We start from the raw sequence: 17336 nt of genomic DNA on the forward strand, positions 1-17336 counted from the left end.
CGGTGGAGCATCCCCGTGCGATCCCGCTTCCTTCAGAGCTGGTCGCCTGAGCGACCGCAAAGGGCCATGTGATGCGTCTCGATCTGCTTGCTTCCTTCAATGCCGAGCGTGCCGCGCGTCGCGCCTGTGTCGTGGTGACCGCCCTCGGCAGTGGCGATCAGCGGCTGGTGCGGGCGGCAGAGGTGGCGGACGATCCGCTGGCACCGGCCCTGCGCGCGGCGCTGGCGAGCGGGCGCAGCGGCGTGGTGGGGGAGGGGGCGGAGCGCGCCTTCCTCACGGTGGAGATTCCCGCCCCGCGGCTCCTGGTGATCGGCGCCGTGCATATCTCGCAGGCGCTGGCGCCGATGGCGGCCATCGCCGGGTTCGACACCACCATTCTCGATCCGCGCACCGCCTTCGCCACCGCCGAGCGGTTTCCCGAGGTGCCGGTGATCGCCGAGTGGCCGGATGTGGCGCTGCCGGCTTATGGGCTCGATCCCTTCACCGCCATGGTGGCCCTGACCCATGATCCCAAGATCGACGATCCGGCCCTGGTGGAGGCGCTGAAGGCCGGCTGCTTCTATATCGGCGCGCTGGGCTCGCGGCGGACCCACGCCAAGCGGCTGGACCGCCTGGCCGCGCAGGGGTTCGATGCGCAGACGCTGGCGCGGCTGCATGCGCCGATCGGCCTCGACATCGGCGCGGCGAGCCCGCCCGAGATCGCCGTGGCGGTGCTGGCGGAGGTCATCCAGGCCCTGCGCAAGCCGCGTCCGTCGCAGGCGGCGGAGGCGGCGGCGTGAGATTCGGACCGCTTCCACTCGCCGAGGCCGAAGGGGCCATCGCCGCGCATTCGGTGCGGCTCGACGGGCTGGTGATCAAGAAAGGCAGCCGTCTCAGCGCCCGCGAGCTTGTGGAGCTGGAGCGCGCGGGGTTTCGCACGGTGGTGGCGGCCCGCCTGGAGGCGGACGACCTGCCGGAGGATACGGCGGCGCGCATCCTGGCTGACGCCGTTGTGGGCGACCAGGTCCAGGTGGATGCGCCCTTCACCGGCCGCGCCAATCTCTACGCCGCCTGCGCCGGGGTGCTGCGGGCCGACCGCGCGGCGGTGGATGCCTTCAACAGCGTGGATGAAGCCATCACCCTGGCCACGTTGCCGGATCTGCGGGCGGTGGCCGCCGGCGAGCTGGTCGGCACGGTAAAGGTCATTCCCTATGCGGTGGCCCGGCCTTTGGTGAACGCGGCGGCGCAGGTGGCGCCGGGACTGATGTCCGTCGCGCCGTTTCAGCTCCGCCGGGTGGCGCTCATTTCCACCGTGCTGCCCGGCTTTGCGGAAAAGGTGATGGCGAAGACCGTGGCGGTGACGCGGGCGCGGCTGGCGCGGGCCGGGGCGGACGTCTGCACCACCCGACACTGCGCCCACGCGCCGGAGCCGCTGCGCGACGCCCTGCGCGACGTGGTGGCGGAGGGGGCGGAACTGGTCATCGTGTTCGGCGCCTCGGCCATTGCCGATCGGCGCGATGTGGTGCCGGCGGCGCTGGAGGCGGCCGGCGGGCGGGTGATCCGCCTGGGCATGCCGGTGGATCCGGGCAATCTGCTGCTGCTGGGGCAGATGGGGGAGGTGCCGGTTCTGGGCGCGCCCGGCTGCGCGCGCAGCCCCAAGGAGAATGGTTTCGACTGGATCCTGATGCGGCTGCTGGCCGGCATCGCGGTGAGCGCCGCCGACATCGGCCGCCTGGGCTGCGGCGGGCTTCTGAGCGAGATCGCCAGCCGGCCCGCGCCCCGCCTGGAGCCGGAGGACGACAGCATGGGCTTTGCGGCGGTGATCCTGGCGGCGGGCCGCAGCTCGCGCATGGGCGGCGACACCAACAAGCTTTTGGCGGAGGTGGCCGGCGAACCGGTCATCCGGCGCGTGGCCAAGGCGGCGCTGGCGTCGCGGGCGCGGCCGGTCATCGTCGTCACCGGCCATCAGGGGGCGGACGTGGCGGCGGCGCTCAAGGGCCTGCCGGTGCAGCTGGTGCACAATGAGGCCTTCGCCAGCGGCATGGCTTCCTCGCTGCGGGCCGGGGTGGCCGCGGTGCCCGAGGAGGCGGCCGGTGCGCTGGTGGTTCTGGGCGACATGCCCCTGATGGAGCCGCAGTTGCTGGACCGGCTGATGGCCGCCCATGCCCCCGCCGCCGGACGGCTGATCGTGGTGCCGGTTGCCGGGGGCGTGCGGGGCCATCCGGTGCTGTGGTCGCGACGCTATTTCCCGGCGCTCATGGCCTTGGAAGGCGATGTGGGGGCGCGCCATCTGCTGGCGGAAAACCAGGAGGCGGTGGCGGAGGTGGAGGCCACCGGCGCCGGAGCCTTTCTCGATGTGGATACCCCACGCCTGCTGGCGGAGGCCCGGGCCGCCCTCGCCGAATGAGGGGCCGGGCCCCGGCTAGAATGGCGCCGCCACCAGATGGGTGGCGGCTGCATCGAAGCGCTCGCAAAGCCATTGCGCGAGACGCAGCCGGTGGCAGCCCTCCACATGCCGCTCGTAACACATGAGGCACACACGCCGGCCCTGGGCGAGGCCGGCCAGCTCGGCCAATGCGGCTTGCGCCGGCGCGGTCGCCAGGTGCGCGTCATAGATGCGCATCAGGGTGGCGTGATCGCCCGTGCGGGCGGCCAGGCGGCCCTCCTTCGGCGTGCCGAGGGCGCGCAGATGCACATAGCCGATGCCTTGCGCGCTGACTGTCGTGGCGAGGGCGGTCTTGGAGAAGCCGGGCCGCCGCGAGGCCGCCACCGCCCGCACATCCACCAGCAGGTCGACCTGCGCCTCGGCCAACGCGCTTTGGAAGGCGCCGGGTGTGGTCTGCTCGTAACCGATGGTGAAGAGAGACGTTGCGGTCATGGGCATGGGGCGCTGGGCGTGGGTCGCTGGGCATGGGTCGCAGGGTGTGGAGCGGGAGGCCTGGGTCGCAAGGCACGAGCCTGAGAGGGTGGGTGCCGCAGGATGACAGACGGGCACTCTGCTGGCGCGTGAGCGCCAAGACAAGGGCGCAGGGCGTTGCCGCAATGCACTCGTGGTGCATGTTGCGTTGCGAATATTTCCCGGGAAGCAGGAACCGGTGCTCCCTCACCGGCGATATATGCTAGGGCTCAAGCCTGAAATACTGCGAGTGAGGGAGCATCATGCGCCTGTTCCGCTGCGATGTCTGTGGCCAGTTGCTCTATTTTGAGAATCGGCGGTGCGAGAAGTGTGGCCATGGCCTGGGCTTCGTTCCAGACCTCAACACTCTCGTTGAGCTGGAAGCCGATGGCGACGTGTGGCGTGCGGTGGGGGTGGATCAGCGGCGCTTCCGCTTCTGCGCCAATACCGCCTATGATGCTTGCAACTGGCTGGTGCCGGCCGAGCAGGAAGGTGCCTATTGCCAGGCCTGTCGCCACAATCGCACGGTGCCGGACCTGGGCGATCCGCAGCAGCTGCGGCGTTGGCAGAAGATCGAGGTGGCCAAGCACCGGCTCATCTATTCCCTGCTGCGCCTGGGCCTGCCGCTGCAGAGCAATGAGGATCGCGAGGGTGGCCTTTGCTTCGATTTCCTGGCCGACGCGCCCGATCCGCAGGCGCCACGGGTGATGACGGGGCATGATGAAGGCCTTGTCACCATCGCCCTGGCGGAGGCCGATGACGCGGAGCGCGAACAGCGCCGCAACGACCTGGGCGAACTTTATCGCACCCTGCTCGGCCACTTCCGTCACGAAGTGGGCCATTATTATTGGAACGTCCTGGTTCGCGATGGCGGACGGATCCCTGCCTTCCGCGAGATGTTCGGCGATGAGAGCCGGGATTATGGTGCGGCGCTCGAGGCCTATTATCAGGCGGGGCCGCCGGCGGACTGGCGGGCCAACCATGTTTCCGCCTACGCCACCGCCCATCCGTGGGAGGATTTCGCGGAGACCTTCAAGCACTATGTGCACATCGTCGATACGCTGGAGATGGCTGGCGCCTTCGGCATGAGCGTGCAGCCGCGGCTGGATCGCAAGGGTGATCTGAGCGCGCAGGTGAATTTCAATCCCTATCGTGCCTATGAGATCTCGCAACTGGTGGATGCGTGGCTGCCCATTGCCTTCGCGCTCAACAGCCTGAACCGCTGCCTGGGCATGGCCGATGCCTATCCGTTCGTGCTTGGACCCGGGGTGGTCGCCAAGCTGGGCTTCATTCACGATCTCGTGCATCGCGCCACGCCGGCGGATCCGGTGCGGGCGGCGGTGGCGGAGGTGCCCGTTGCCGCGACGCCCGTGGACGGTGCGCCTTCGCCGGTGGGCTGACCCCGGCACCCGGGCCCAGTCATGCGCCTTGCGCACGCCCCCGCGCGGGGGTCTGCGCACCGGGCGGCGCTGCACACTTGTATACACGTCTCGCGCGAGGCATGGTCCGCACCTGCACCACGTGAACCGAATGGATCCGGCTGCGCTCTCACGCCGTCCGGCTCTTCCCCTCCCAGTTTCCACTGTGGCCAGGCCCGTCTCCGCCCGTTGCGGAGGCGTGATGCTGCCGCCACCGCTCCTCGCGCCCCCCGCCGCCATGACCTGCCATCGCCCCTCCGTGTCTTCGCCAGTCCCCTGCGAACCCGCCCTGAGCCCTGGTGCGGGGGAGGCGGGGCTCGGGCATCTGGCGGTGCGCCGCATCATCTTCGGCGTCATGCTGGCGATGCTGCTCGGAGCCCTCGACCAGACCATTGTCGCCACCGCCTTGCCGAGCATCGGCGCCGCCTTCGGGGATTTCGCCAACCTGCCGTGGGTGGCCACCGCCTATCTGCTGACCGGCACCGTCGCGACGCCACTCTATGGCAAGCTGAGCGATATCTATGGCCGGCGGGTGATGCTGTTGGTGTCCGTGGCGGTGTTCACCGTCGCCTCTGTGGCCTGTGCGCTGGCGCCGAATCTGCTGGTTCTGGTGCTGGCGCGGGGCCTGCAGGGGTTGGGCGGCGGCGGCCTCATCTCCCTCTCGCAGACCATCATCGCGGATGTGGTGTCGCCCCGGGAGCGGGGACGCTACCAGGGCCAGATTGCCACCGTCTTCGCAGCCTCCAGCGTGGCGGGTCCGGTGCTGGGGGGCTTCTTCGCCGAGCATCTGCACTGGTCGCTGATCTTCTGGATCAACGTGCCGCTCGGCATCGCCGCCCTCGTCTCCACCGATCGCATCCTGCGCCAGCTGCCCCGCCACGAGCGTCGGCATCGCATGGATTACACTGGCGCGGGATTGATGATGCTCGGCAGCCTCTGCCTGCTCCTGGTCCTGTCGTGGGGCGGGGTCGTCTATCCATGGGCGTCGACGCCGATCCTGCTGCTGGGCGGCGCCGCCGCTGTGCTCGCGGTGCTGTTCGTCTGGCATGTGCGGCGCACGCCGGAGCCGTTTCTGCCCCTCGACCTTCTCACCAATCCGGTGATGAGCCGGGCGATCCCCGCCGCGACCGCGGCGGTGGGCACCATGGTGGGCCTGTCCATCTTCCTGCCGCTCTATTTCGAGCTGGGACGCGGCCTCTCCGCCAGCCAGTCCGGCCTGGGGCTCATTCCGCTGGTGGCGGGGGTGGTGTGCGGCGCGAACCTGGTGGGCCGGGTGATGCGGCACCTGGAGCATTACAAGACACCGGCGCTGATGGGCGCGCTGCTGGCGACTCTCGCCCTCGCTGCCCTGGCCTGGCTCCATACCGGCCTTCGGCTCGACGTGGTGATGGCGCTGCTGGCGGTGGTGGGCATCGGCATCGGCATGGTGTTGCCAGTGTGCACGGTTTCGATCCAGAACGCCGTCGAGCCGCATCGCATGGGCACCGCCACCGGGGCCATGACCTTCTTCCGTCAGCTGGGCGGCGCGGCCGCGGTGGCGGTGCTGGGCGCGCTGCTGCTCGCGGTGGCGAGCGTGCAGGGCGGGGGCAGTGTGGAAATGCTGGGCGGGCGCCTGCCCGCGGCGGCCATGGAAGCCGGCTTTCACCTGCTGTTCGCCACCCTCGCGGTGCTGATGCTGGTGAGCCTGGGCTTCTTTTGGGCCATGGCCGAACGCCCCTTGCGCACCTCGGTGCGCGTGGCCGCCGAGGAGGGCGGCATCGGGCCGGAGTGAGCCCCGGCCCGGCTGAGCCACGTCCGTCCCGCGGGGCGGGACGGGGTCCGCTCAGGCCTCGGGATCGACCGCGGCCTTTGCGGCGCCGGCCTTCTTCACGCTCGGCTTCCTGGCGGTAGCCTTGGTGGTAGCCTTCTTGGCCGCCGGCTTCTTGGTCGCCGTCGCACTGTCCTCCCCCGCCTTCGCGGAAGACTTGCCGGCCGTTTTGGAGGTCGACTTGCTGGCTGTCTTGGACGTCGTCTTGGCCGCGCTTTTGCGCGGGGCCTTGGCCGGGGCGCTGGCGGCCTTGGCGTCGATCAGCGCCACGGCGTCGGCCAGGGTGAGGCCTTCGGGATCGGTGGTCTTGGGCAGGGTGGCGTTGACCTTGCCGTGGTTCACATAAGGACCATAGCGCCCCGCGCGCACCGTTATCGCGCCGCCCAGGGTGGGGTGTTCCCCCAGCTCGCGACCCGCCGGGGCAGCGCCACGGCCACCGCGGCCCTTGCTCTGCTTCTCGGCAATCAGCGTTACGGCGCGGTTCAGGCCCACGTTCAGAACGTCGTCACCGCCTTCCAGATTGGCGTAGGTGCGGCCGTGCTGGACGTAGGGGCCGTAGCGGCCGATGCCGGCGAGGATCGGCTCGCCATCCTCCGGATGCTTGCCGATCTCGCGGGGCAAAGACAGTAATTTCAATGCGGTATCGAGATCCACGTCGGCGGCGGCAAGGCCCTTGGGGAGGGAGGAGCGCTTGGGCTTTTCCCCGTCCTTACCCTCGCCCAATTGCAGATAGGTGCCGAAGCGGCCGGTGCGCAGGCTCACTTCGTCGCCGCTTTCGGGGTCGATGCCGAGGATGCGCTTGCCGTCCCCCTCAGGGGCGCCGTCGCCGCTCAAAGGCTGGGTATGCCGGCATTCGGGATAGTTCGAGCAGCCGATGAAAGCGCCGAACTTGCCCATCTTCAGCGACAGCCGGCCGGCCCCGCAGGTGGGGCACAGGCGGGGGTCGGAACCGTCGGCCTTGGGGGGGAAGATGTGCGCGGTGAGCATCTCGTCCAGGGCGTCGAGCACCTGGGAGACGCGCAGGTCCTTGGTGGCTTCGATGGCGGCATAAAAATCCCGCCAGAAATCACGTAGCACCTGTTTCCAGTCGATCTCGGCGGCCGAGATCTCGTCAAGCTTCTCTTCCAGGCCGGCGGTGAAGTCATACTCCACATAACGCTTGAAGAAGCTCTCCAGAAAGGCGGTGACAAGGCGGCCCTTGTCTTCCGGGAAGAGCTTCTTCTTCTCGAGTTTGACGTATTCGCGGTCGCGCAGAACGGCGAGCACCGCCGCATAGGTGGAGGGTCGGCCGATGCCGAGCTCTTCCATCCGCTTCACCAGCGAGGCTTCCGAATAGCGCGGAGGAGGCTCGGTGAAGTGCTGCGAGGTGACGATCTCTCGCTTGTCGAGGCCTTCGTCGGCGCGCATGGCGGGCAGACGGCGTCCCTCCTCGTCGTCATCCTCGTCGTCCTTGCCCTCCCGATAAAGGGTGAGGAAGCCGTCGAACTTGACGACGGTGCCGGTCGCGGTGAGGTCGAGGATGCGCGAGGCGCCGGAGGAGGTCACCTTGGCCTCGATATCGGCGGTGGTGCGCTCCAGCTCCGCGGATTCCATCTGGCTCGCCACGGTGCGGGTCCAGATCAGCTCATAGAGCCGGGCCTGTTCCGGGTCGAGATGGCGGGCCACCTCCCGCGGGTGCCGGTGGGGATCGGTGGGGCGGATGGCCTCGTGGGCCTCCTGGGCGTTCTTGGCCTTCACCGTATATTTGCGGGGCACGCCCGGCAGGTAGCGGGGGCCGAACGTTTGGGAGATGGTGCCCCGGGTGGCGGCGATGGCCTCGGGGGCCATGTCGACGCCGTCGGTTCGCATATAGGTGATGAGACCCACCGTCTCGCCGCCCACGTCCACGCCTTCATAGAGGCGCTGGGCGATCTGCATGGTGCGGGCCGGGGCGAGGCCCAGCTTGCGGCTCGCTTCCTGCTGCAGGGTGGAGGTGGTGAAGGGTGGCTGGGGGTGCCGCTTGACCGGCTTGGCCTCCACCGAGCGCACGCGGAAGGCGGCATTCTCCAGGGCGGCGCGGAAGGCCTTGGCCTCCTCCCCATTGCCCACGGTGAGGCGGGTGATCTTCTTGCCGTCGGCGCCGGAGAGGCGGGCCTCGAATTCCTCGGCGCGGGGCGTGGCGAGGCGGGCGACGATGGACCAGTATTCGCGCGGAACGAAGGTCTCGATCTCCCGCTCGCGGTCGCAGACGAGGCGCAGCGCAACCGACTGCACGCGGCCGGCGGAACGGGCGCCGGGCAGCTTGCGCCACAGCACGGGGGAGAGGGTGAAGCCCACCAGATAGTCGAGGGCGCGGCGGGCGAGATAGGCGTCCACCAAAGCGACGTCGATTGCGCGGGGCGCCTTCATGGCGTCGAGCACCGCCTGCTTGGTGATGGCGTTGAAGACCACCCGCTCGACCTTCTGGCCCTTGAGCGCCTTCTTCTGCTTCAGCACCTCGAGCACGTGCCAGGAGATGGCCTCGCCTTCGCGATCCGGGTCGGTGGCGAGGATCAGGCCGTCGGCCCCCTTCACGGCGGTGGCGATCTCGTTCAGCCGCTTCTGCGCCTTGGGGTCCACCTCCCAGAGCATGCGGAAGTCGGCGTCGGGATCCACCGAGCCATCCTTGGAGGGCAGGTCGCGCACATGGCCGTAGGAGGCGATAACCTCGTAGCCCGGACCCAGATATTTGTTGATCGTCTTCGCTTTAGCCGGCGATTCGACGATGACGACCTGCATGACGATCCATGTCTCTCATTAGACCGCGGCCCCATTGCGCGGTCCTCACGGGAAGGGATGCGGCACCCAATGACGCCATCGCGCGGGGCGGCCGGTGCCGTGGATCCGCGCACGATCTTGCCCTGTCGTGCCACAGGCCTCCCCCGAAGCCGGGCCTTGTGACGGGCTGCACCGGTTTCGCGGTCGAAACGGCGCTAGCGGGTCACAAGGGTCCCATAAGGCGGGCTGCAACATGGGGAGCGGAACGCCGCCTGTCAAATGCCAAGGCGCGGCCGACGGGCCGATGAATGCTGCGGCGCGGGCAGCGCCTGGGGCCAGCGACCCCGGGCGATGCCCACGCAGGCGGAGACTGGGGCGAGATGGTCGCACCGCCCCTTGCGGAATACAACCTAGAGTATGTTCAAATAACTGCATCAACCGCTATGACGGGTCTTCTGACCGAACGGATTGTCGCTGAAGGGGCGGGTCCATGGATGACACATCTGTTCCTCCGGTTACCGGAGATCCTTCCGCCGTCGCGGCCTATGTGGCCTCGCTGACCGGCGAGCTGTCGCGCCTGTCGCGGGCGAGCGGCCTTCTGACCCTGGCTTATCTCCTGGAGATCGCGCGGCTGGAGGCGCGGAGCCTGTCGTTGGAGGGGGGCAAGGCGGGCCAGGCGGGGTCGGCCTCCCGGCAAGGCACGCGCGAGCCCTGAGGCGCCTCACCGCAGGGCCACCAGGCCGGCGCCGGGGCGGTCCAGACGACCCGCCAGGTCGAGCTCCAGCAGCACCACCTGCACCTCCGCCACGCTGCAGGCGGCAAGGCGCACCAGGTCGTCGATGAGCACCGGCGTGGGCCCCAGCAGCTCGATGATGCGGGCCCGCACATCGTCCGCCGGGGCGGCTGGTTCGGCGGGCGGGCGCGGCGCCTCCACATCCTCTTGCGGCGGGCGGCCGGCAATGGGGCCGAGCACCTCGAGAATATCCTCGGTGGTGGTGACGAGGGTGGCGCCCTGCTTCAGGAGCCGGTTGGTGCCGCCCGCCCGCAGGTCCAGCGGCGAGCCGGGCACCGCGAACACCTCGCGGCCCTGCTCGGCGGCGAGCCGGGCGGTGATGAGCGAGCCGGAGCGTTCCGCCGCTTCCACCACCACCACCCCCAGGGCCATGCCGGACACCAGCCGGTTGCGGCGGGGAAAGTCGCGGGCGCGGGGCTCCCAGGTCAGCGGCATTTCCGAGGCCACCACGCCGGTTTCCGCCACCGCCTCGATCAGCTTGAGATTCTCCGGCGGATAGGGGCGGGCGAGGCCTCCGGCGAATACGCCCACGGTTCCGGTGGCCAGGCTCGCCTCATGGGCGGCGGTGTCGATGCCTCGCGCCAGGCCGGAGGCCACCACCCAGCCTGCCGCCCCCAGCTCCCGCGCCAGCTTCTGGGCGAAAGTGCGGCCGGCGGCGGAGGCATTGCGGGCGCCGACGATGGCCACCATGGGCCGCTGCAGCAGCGCCGTGACCCCGCGCACCGCCAGCAGCGGCGGGGCATCGTCGAGGTGCCGCAGGGCCAGCGGGTAGTCGGCTTCGCCGAGGGCGACGAGCCGCGCCTTGCCGCGGGCCAGCGCCGCCACCTCCGCTTCCGCCTCGGCGCGGGTCGGGGTTTTCGGTGGCATGAGCCGGCCACCGCGGCGGGCCAGCCCCGGCAGCGCTTCCAGGGCGGCGGCCGCACCGCCGAACTGGTTGATGAGGGCGCGGAAGGTGCGTGGCCCCACATTCTCGGTGCGGATCAGGCGCAGCCAGTCCAGCCGCTGCTCGGGGCTCAGCAGTTCGCCTTTGCCGGGGCCGGGAATGGAGCGCGCCTTGCCGGCCATAGCTGCCGCCTCAGCCCTTCGCGCCGATCTTGCCTTCCGTTCCTGCCAGCAGGCGGCGGATGTTGGCATGGTGCTTCGCCCACAGCAGCATAGTGAGCACGGCCAGCAGCAGCGCCGTGGGCGCGTCGGCGGTGAGCGCTGCGACGATCACGGTGACCACCGAGGCCACCAGAGCGGCCAGCGACGAGTAGCGGGTGAGGAAGGCCACGGCGAGCCAGGCGAGGGCGAAGCCCAGCGCCGCCGGCCAGCTCAGGGCCAGGGTCACCCCCAGGAAGGTGGCGACCCCCTTGCCGCCCCGGAACTTCAGCCACACCGGAAAGACATGGCCGAGGAAGGCGCCGAGGCCGGCCGCCAGCGCACCGGCCGGGCCTGCCAGATGGGCGGCGATAAGCACCGCCAGGGTGCCCTTCAGCGCATCGCCCAAAAGGGTCAAGGCGGCGAGGTCCTTGCGCCCGGTGCGCAGCACGTTGGTGGCGCCGATGTTGCCGGAGCCGATGGAGCGGATGTCGGTGGTGCCGGCCGAGCGGGTGAGCAGCAGGCCGAATGGAATGGAGCCGAGCAGATAGCCGAACACCAGGGCCAGGGGATGCAGCAGCGACGGCGGAAGGGCAGCGAGCATGGCGGGCCTGGATCTGGCACCCGCTCGCCCACCACATCTGGCGGGCGCTCAGGCGGCGTCTTGAAGGTCCGCGGCGCTCCGGTCCGGGGAGCGCGGCGCCGCGGGGCAGAAGGTCAGGGATCGACCAGGGTCAAACGTATTCGTAGACCACGGCGCCGGCAACGATGGTGCGCAGCACCCGGCCGCTCAGCCGCGCTTCGTCGAACGGCGTGTTGCGGGAGCGGGACTTCAGCTGGCCCGGCTCCAGCACGAACGGCATGTCGGGATCGAACACCACCACATCGGCCGGGGCGCCCGGCTTCAGGGTTCCGGCGTTGAGGCCGAGAATTTCCGCCGGCCGGGTGGACAGGGCCGCCAGCAGGTTCACCAAGTCCACCGCATCGGAATGCACCAGCCGCAGGCTGGCGGGCAGCAGGGTTTCCAGGCCGATGGCGCCGGGCTCCGCCTCGGAGAAGGGCAGGCGCTTGCCTTCCACGTCCTGCGGCACATGATCCGACACCACCACATCCAGCAGACCGGAGGACAGAGCGGCGATCAGCGCCTGCCGGTCCTCCTCGGCCCGCAGCGGCGGCTGCAGGCGGAAATAGGTGCGGTAGCCGGACACATCCATCTCGTTGAACGACAGATGGTTCACCGAGACCGAGGCGGTCACCGGCAGGCCGGCTTCCTTGGCCCGCTGCAGCACCTCCAGCGATTCGGCGCAGGTGAGGGCGGCGGCGTGATAGGCGCCGCGCACCCCCGCCACCAGGCGCAGGTCGCGCTCCAGGACAATGGTTTCGGCGGCCTTGGGAATGCCCGGCAGGCCGAGCCGGGAGGCGAATTCGCCCTCGTTCATGGCACCCTTGGAGAGGGTCGCATCCTCCGTGTGGTGCACGATGAGGGCGTCGAAATCGCGGGCGTAGGAGAGCGCCCGGCGCAGCACCAGGGCGCTCATGATGGACGTGTGGGCATCGGTGAAGGCGACCGCGCCGGCCGCCTTCAACAGGCCCATCTCGGTCATCTCCTCGCCACGCAGGCCCTTGGTGATGGCGGCCATGGGGTGCACCCGCACCACCGCCGTGTCGCGGGCGCGGCGCAGGATGAAGTCCACCAGGGCCGGATCGTCCACCACCGGGTCGGTGTCGGGCTGGCACACGAGGGTGGTGACGCCGCCGGCGGCCGCCGCATGGCTGGCGGAGGCGAGGGTTTCCAGGTGCTCGAAGCCGGGCTCGCCAGCGAAGGCGCGCATGTCCACCAGCCCCGGCGCCACCACCGCGCCGGCGCAGTCCACCACCTCGGCGCCGTCGGGAATGCCGGCGGCGGCGAGGCCGAAGGCGGTGTCCTTGATCACGCCATCGGCGAGGAACACGTCGCCGTGGAAATCGGCGCCGCGGGAGGGATCCACCACGCGGGCATTGGCGAGCAGGAGAGGCCGCGGCTCACGCGCGGAAAAGCGGGCATCACGCATTGGGCAGCTTCCGGGCCAGGGTATCGAGCACCGCCATGCGCACGGCGACGCCCATTTCCACCTGCTCGCGGATCAGCGAGCGCGGGCTGTCGGCCACGGCCGAGTCGATCTCCACGCCCCGGTTCATGGGGCCGGGATGCATCACCAGCACATCCTTGTCGGCGTAGCGCAGCTTGGCCTCGTCGAGGCCGAAATAGTGGAAGTATTCCCGCACCGAAGGCACGAAGGAGCCGCTCATGCGCTCGCGCTGGAGGCGCAGCATCATGATGATGTCGGCGCCCTCCAGCCCGGCTTCCATGGAGCGGTAGACCTCGACGCCGAACTGGTCGATGCCGGCGGGCAGCAAAGTGGACGGGGCGACGAGGCGCACCCGCGCGCCCAGCGCCGACAGCAGCAGGATGTTGGAGCGCGCCACCCGCGAATGGAGCACGTCGCCGCAGATGGCCACGGTCAGCCCCTCGATCCGGCCCTTGTTGCGGCGGATCGTGAGGGCATCGAGCAGGGCCTGGGTGGGGTGCTCATGGGCGCCGTCACCGGCGTTCACCACGCAGCAGTCCACCTTGCGGGCCAGCAGCGCGGCGGCGCCGGAGGCGTGGTGGCGCACCACCAGGATATCCGGGTGCATGGCGTTCAGCGTCATGGCCGTGTCCACCAGCGTTTCCCCCTTCTTCACCGAAGAGGAGCCGACGGACATGTTCATGACGTCCGCCCCGAGCCGCTTGCCGGCGATCTCGAAGGAGGACTGGGTGCGGGTGGAGGCCTCGAAGAACAGGTTGATCTGCGTGCGCCCACGCAAGGTGGTGCGCTTCTTCTCAATCTGCCGGTTGAGTTCAACGAACTCCTCCGCAAGGTCGAGCAGAGATGAGATCTCGCCGGCCGTGAGGCCTTCGATGCCGAGCAGGTCTCGGCCGGAGAGGGTGAAGGCGGGGGCGGGTGCGGATGCAGGGGACATGGCAGGCCGCAGGCATAGCCGCAGCGCAGGCCTGGGGCAAGCCGCATCGGCTTTGTTCTCCCCCGCGGGTCCGATTCAGGAGGCGTTCACGATGTCCAAGAAAGGAACGCGCAAACGCCGGGGCTGCGCCACACTTTGGCTGCGAGGCGCGCTGAGGCTGCGATCGTGCCTGGGATGGCGACGGGGCGACGGGCATCGCTCCGCCTCGGTCCGGTCCGGGCAGCGCGTGTGAATGGAGTATGTTCGCCATGACTTCACCGATTGAAGCGCGGGGACCGGCCGGCTCCGGCCTGAAGGGCAGGGCGCTGGCCCTGACGCTGGCCGCGGCCACCGTCTTCGGCACGGCCGCACCGGCCGCCGCCGCCATGGGCAGCGGCCGCGCCGCGCTGAGCGCCGCCCATGGCGCGCCGGTCACCGAGGTGGGCTATTGGTATCGCGGCCGCTGGTATGGCGGCTGCTGGGGCTGCGCGCCGCCGCCCTCCAACAATGGGGCCGCCGTGGGCGCCGGCATCGCTTTGGGTATCCTGGGCGCGGCCGCCATCGCCGGTGCCGCCTCGGCCCCGCCGCCGCCGGTCTATTATGCGCAGCCACCGCGCATCTATGTGGAGCCGGAGCCGGAAGTCTATCTGGAAGCCCCGCCGCCGCGTCCGCGCAGCTGCTGGGTGAACACCGGGCCCGGCGGCGCCGGCTACTGGTCGCCCTGCTGATCTCTCGCGCGAGACGAAGTGGGTGGCGCAACGCCGCCCCTTTCGCCGCTCGCCGGGCCTCAGGCCGCCAGATGGCTGGCGATGGCCACCACCACCGGCAGCGTCACCGCCGCGGCGATGATCTGCATGGTGAGGATTTCCGCCATCAACGGCGCGTCGCCCCCCATCTGCCGCGCCAGCACATAGCCGCCGGGGGCGGCGGGCACGGCGGCGGCTACCGCCACCACCACCAGCTCGGCCCCGGTGACGCCGAACAGCACCGCCAGCGCGATGGCGATGACCGGCTTCACCAGTAGCTTCAGCCCCAGGGTGGCCATGACGATGGGCTTCAGCCGCGTCATCTGCCGCACCGCCAGCCCGCCGCCCACCACCAGCAGCCCCACCGCCAGTGAGGCGCGGCCGAGGATGTCGATGAACTCCAGCACCACCGCCGGCACCGGCACGTGGGCCACGTTCAGCACCGAGCCGATGACACAGGCGGCGATATAGGGATTGCGGATGATCTGCCCCGCCACATAGCGAAAGCCCGGGGCCCGCTGGCCCGAGTAGGTGGCGAGCACCAGCACGCAGATGATGTTGACGAGGGGAATCATCACCACCAGGGCCAAAGCGGCGATGGTGATGCCCTCGGCCCCGTAGAGCCCGCCGGCCACCGCCAGCACGATATAGGTGTTCCACCGCACCGCCCCCTGGAACAGGGAGGTGAAGGCGGGCCCCGAGGCTTCCAGCCGGCTGCGGATGCCGCCCTGGAACAGGATGATCAGCCCGGACAGGATCAGGATGGCGCCCACCAGCGCGCCGGCCACCGCCACAATGTTCACCCGCGCGAGGTCGGCCTTGACCGCCGACACCACCAAGAGAGCGGGGAACAGGATGAAATAGGTGAGCCGTTCCAGCGCCACCCAGTGCACCGGATCCGGCAGCAGGGTGCGCCGCAGCGCCACGCCGAGGGCGATGACCAGGAAGACCGGGACGAGGGCGGAGAAGATCAGAAGCATGAAACGGCGCAGCCTGGGGCGGGAAGACGTCCCTGCTTAAGGCCCTCTCGGGCCGCGCGAAACCGCCTTGTTGCTTGACAGCGTCCCAAAACGGGACAACTCGGCGAACGCGCCGCGAACAGGTGCGGACCGAATCACTCCGGGTCGCGCATTCCGTTTTCGTTCGCCACCCGCGCCCGATGGTGCAGGAAATCCACCGCCCCCTGCAGGATGTAGGCGGCGGCGTGCTGGTCCACCACCTGGGCGCGGCGGGCGCGGCTGACATCGGCAGAGATCAGCACCCGTTCCACGGCGGCGGTGGAGAGCCGCTCGTCCCACAAGGCGATGGGCAGGGGCGTGAGCTTGGCGAGGTTGCGGGCGAAGGCGCGGCTCGCCTGGGCGCGCGGGCCCTCGGAGCCATCCATGTTGAGTGGCAGGCCCAGCACGAAGGCCACCGCCTGCCGCTCGGCGGCAAGCGCCAGCAGGCGCTGGGCATCGGCGGTGAACTTGGTGCGCCACACGGTTTCCACCGTGGTGGCGAGCCGGCGCTGGGGATCGGAGGTGGCGACACCGATGGTCTTGGTGCCGAGATCGAGGCCGATGAGGCTGCCCCGTTCGGGCAACAGATCGGCGAGATCGGCCAGGGGCCCGATGGGTGCGGTGGGGGCGGGGGTATCGCTCATGCCCCTGGCTAGCACGCCGGCCCCATCGGGGCCATGGGGCGCGGAACGGGGGCGCGCAACGGGGGTGCACATCGCCGCCGCGCCCGCCCGTTGCGCGCCGGCCGGGCTTCCCGGATACTCCGGCCGGACTTGTCGTCCGCCGGTCGCAGGCCGGTGCCTTATTTCAACGGAGCGCGCATGTCGCGGCGCTGCCAAAGGGCCTGAATTCCATGAAGATCACCTGGTTTGGCCACGCCGCCTTCCGGCTCGATTTCGCCGGCAAGGGCGTGCTCATCGACCCGTTCTACACCGGCAATCCGAGCTTCAACGCCGGGGTGGAAAACGCCACCCGCAGCGCCACCCACATCCTGCTCACCCATGGCCATTCGGACCATATCGGCGACACCGTCTCCATCGTCGAGGATGCGGCGGACGCCGGCACCGAGATCCCGGTGGTGACCAATCCGGAAGTCTGCGCCTATCTCGCCTCCAAGGGCTGCGGCGGCACCAATGTGATGATGAACACCGGCGGCACCGTGGATCTCGGCGGCTTCACCGTCACCATGGTGCGGGCCGATCATTCCTCGGGAGGGCCGGGTGCGCCGTCGGAATATCTGGGCAACCCCACCGGCCTCATCATCAAGGCGCCGGGCGAGCCCACGGTGTGGCATATGGGCGATACGGACATCTATTCCGACATGGCGCTGATGTGCGAGATCCACGCCCCGAAGGTGGTGATCCTGCCCATCGGCGACCGTTTCACCATGGGCCCCGAAGTGGCCGCTCTGGCGGTGAAGCGCTTCCTGCCGGGCGTCGAGGTGGTGGTGCCCTGCCATTACGGCACCTTCCCCCTCCTGGTCCCCGACGCCTCCGCCTTCGTGGCAGCCCTGGAGGGCTTCCCGGTGAAGGTGGTGGTGCCGGCCAGCGGCGGCTCGTTCGAGCTCTGACGCTGGCCTGCACGCGGTGGCCCGTTTCCGGGACGCCTCGCTTCGGAGATCTTCCCCGAAATCGCCGGCTTCACTCCCTCTCCCGCTTGCGGGGGAGGCCTGGGGTGGGGCCAGGGCTCCGGTCTGGCGGGTCTCGGTGCGAGGCGATGCTCTGCGCCCCGCCTGCCCGGCGGTGACCGCGGGAGGCGTTGCGCCATTCCCCCTCCCAACCCTCCCCCGCAGGCGGGAGAGGGCTTTGCCGCTCGGCTAGGGAGGGGCGGGCCTTCCCCGGTGCACTGCGCTTGTCGTTGGCCCTGAGATTGCCGCTCGTGCTCCCTCTCCCGCTTGCGGG

The 17336-nt window shown here is 69.9% G+C and carries 15 protein-coding genes; 7 read left to right on the forward strand and 8 right to left on the reverse strand.

Translation table 11 applies throughout. The annotated features are described in order from the left end of the window. The first annotated feature begins 71 nt into the window (after nt 1-71). Both ACU4E7_RS16915 and ACU4E7_RS16920 read left to right on the forward strand, forming a co-directional pair. Nucleotides 72-779 (forward strand): XdhC family protein, encoded by a 708-nt coding sequence (locus tag ACU4E7_RS16915; RefSeq protein ID WP_447019556.1) that lies wholly within the window; start codon nt 72-74, stop codon nt 777-779. After that, a complete protein-coding gene (locus ACU4E7_RS16920; RefSeq protein WP_447019557.1) occupies nt 776-2386 on the forward strand; it encodes an NTP transferase domain-containing protein in 1611 nt (536 codons plus the stop codon). Before ACU4E7_RS16915 ends, ACU4E7_RS16920 begins: the two co-directional genes overlap by 4 nt. Before the next feature lie 15 nt (nt 2387-2401). On the opposite strand, the gene ACU4E7_RS16925 is transcribed toward ACU4E7_RS16920, so the two are convergent. Beyond that, nucleotides 2402-2857: a DUF488 domain-containing protein gene (locus ACU4E7_RS16925; RefSeq protein ID WP_447019558.1), complete on the reverse strand. Its 456-nt coding sequence runs from the start codon at nt 2855-2857 to the stop codon at nt 2402-2404. 281 nt (nt 2858-3138) lie between these two features. Between ACU4E7_RS16925 and ACU4E7_RS16930 the strand changes: the two genes are divergently transcribed. Then, complete coding sequence (locus tag ACU4E7_RS16930; RefSeq protein WP_238122777.1) at nt 3139-4275, forward strand: zinc-binding metallopeptidase family protein; 1137 nt, start codon at nt 3139-3141, stop codon at nt 4273-4275. 220 nt (nt 4276-4495) lie between these two features. Next, complete coding sequence (locus ACU4E7_RS16935; protein WP_447019559.1) at nt 4496-6064, forward strand: MDR family MFS transporter; 1569 nt, start codon at nt 4496-4498, stop codon at nt 6062-6064. Nucleotides 6065-6115: 51 nt separating this feature from the next. Here ACU4E7_RS16935 and topA read toward each other — a convergent pair whose 3' ends face one another. Continuing rightward, nucleotides 6116-8857, reverse strand: coding sequence for a type I DNA topoisomerase (topA, locus tag ACU4E7_RS16940; RefSeq protein ID WP_238122775.1), 2742 nt, complete (start codon nt 8855-8857; stop codon nt 6116-6118). Nucleotides 8858-9326: 469 nt separating this feature from the next. On the opposite strand from topA, the gene ACU4E7_RS16945 reads away from it, so the two are divergent. Continuing rightward, a complete protein-coding gene (locus ACU4E7_RS16945; RefSeq protein WP_447019560.1) occupies nt 9327-9551 on the forward strand; it encodes a hypothetical protein in 225 nt (74 codons plus the stop codon). A gap of 6 nt (nt 9552-9557) precedes the next feature. Here the strand turns inward: ACU4E7_RS16945 and dprA are convergent, their stop codons facing one another. The 4 genes from dprA to ACU4E7_RS16965 form a co-directional block, all read right to left on the reverse strand. Next, complete coding sequence (dprA, locus tag ACU4E7_RS16950; RefSeq protein ID WP_447019561.1) at nt 9558-10694, reverse strand: DNA-processing protein DprA; 1137 nt, start codon at nt 10692-10694, stop codon at nt 9558-9560. A 10-nt stretch (nt 10695-10704) separates the two neighbouring features. After that, nucleotides 10705-11313: a glycerol-3-phosphate 1-O-acyltransferase PlsY gene (gene plsY / locus ACU4E7_RS16955; RefSeq protein ID WP_447019562.1), complete on the reverse strand. Its 609-nt coding sequence runs from the start codon at nt 11311-11313 to the stop codon at nt 10705-10707. Nucleotides 11314-11443: 130 nt separating this feature from the next. Continuing rightward, nucleotides 11444-12760, reverse strand: coding sequence for a dihydroorotase (locus ACU4E7_RS16960; protein ID WP_447019563.1), 1317 nt, complete (start codon nt 12758-12760; stop codon nt 11444-11446). Then, the gene (locus ACU4E7_RS16965) at nt 12753-13712 is read right to left on the reverse strand and encodes an aspartate carbamoyltransferase catalytic subunit (RefSeq protein WP_447019564.1); all 960 of its coding nucleotides are present in this window, start codon (nt 13710-13712) and stop codon (nt 12753-12755) included. The genes ACU4E7_RS16960 and ACU4E7_RS16965 overlap by 8 nt, the downstream gene beginning before the upstream one ends. A gap of 248 nt (nt 13713-13960) precedes the next feature. Between ACU4E7_RS16965 and ACU4E7_RS16970 the strand changes: the two genes are divergently transcribed. Next, entirely contained in the window at nt 13961-14419 is a 459-nt protein-coding gene (locus tag ACU4E7_RS16970) for a hypothetical protein (protein ID WP_238122769.1), read from the forward strand. Nucleotides 14420-14478: 59 nt separating this feature from the next. Here ACU4E7_RS16970 and ACU4E7_RS16975 read toward each other — a convergent pair whose 3' ends face one another. Next, complete coding sequence (locus ACU4E7_RS16975; protein WP_447019565.1) at nt 14479-15417, reverse strand: AEC family transporter; 939 nt, start codon at nt 15415-15417, stop codon at nt 14479-14481. Between the two features lie 134 nt (nt 15418-15551). Continuing rightward, nucleotides 15552-16079, reverse strand: a complete 528-nt coding sequence (ruvX, locus tag ACU4E7_RS16980) for a Holliday junction resolvase RuvX (RefSeq protein WP_238122767.1) — start codon at nt 16077-16079, stop codon at nt 15552-15554. Nucleotides 16080-16288: 209 nt separating this feature from the next. Here ruvX and ACU4E7_RS16985 point away from each other — a divergent pair, with 209 nt between their 5' ends. Further along, the gene (locus ACU4E7_RS16985; protein WP_238122766.1) at nt 16289-17005 is read left to right on the forward strand and encodes a metal-dependent hydrolase; all 717 of its coding nucleotides are present in this window, start codon (nt 16289-16291) and stop codon (nt 17003-17005) included. Nucleotides 17006-17336: the final 331 nt, after the last annotated feature.

This window comes from Xanthobacter sp. ZOL 2024, from assembly GCF_052932325.1.